Origin of the sequence: Shewanella sp. T24-MNA-CIBAN-0130 (genome assembly GCF_040310185.1) — a bacterium.
GTDB lineage: Bacteria > Pseudomonadota > Gammaproteobacteria > Enterobacterales > Shewanellaceae > Shewanella > Shewanella psychromarinicola.
The window spans coordinates 1-254 of record NZ_JBEOPP010000431.1 but is presented as its reverse complement, the minus strand read 5'-3'; the positions used below and the strand labels follow the sequence as shown (position 1 = coordinate 254).

The 254-nt window shown below is 40.6% G+C and carries 1 pseudogene; it reads right to left on the bottom strand.

The annotated features are described in order from the left end of the window. A pseudogene (locus tag AAEZ02_RS22995) lies at positions 1–254 on the bottom strand (BPSS1780 family membrane protein); the annotation flags it as partial.

Sequence of the window (254 nt, the reverse complement as noted above, 5' to 3'; positions counted from 1 at the left end):
AATAAAAATAGCACCACGCTTGCCATAGAAATACTCTCTAACATTTGGCTAATTGCCATATTAGGATCTAAATCTGGCTGCGCCATAACCGCAATTGCATCGGCAAATAAACCGTTTGCTAATAATGCCATTAAAATACCCGCACCCATTTGGTACAAAGCCAAACGCAGTAAACCTAAACGATTACCTTTAGTGGTAATGGGCTTGAGAATATCAGCGAGCATAATTTTACCGCCTTGCTGCTTAGTAAGCAC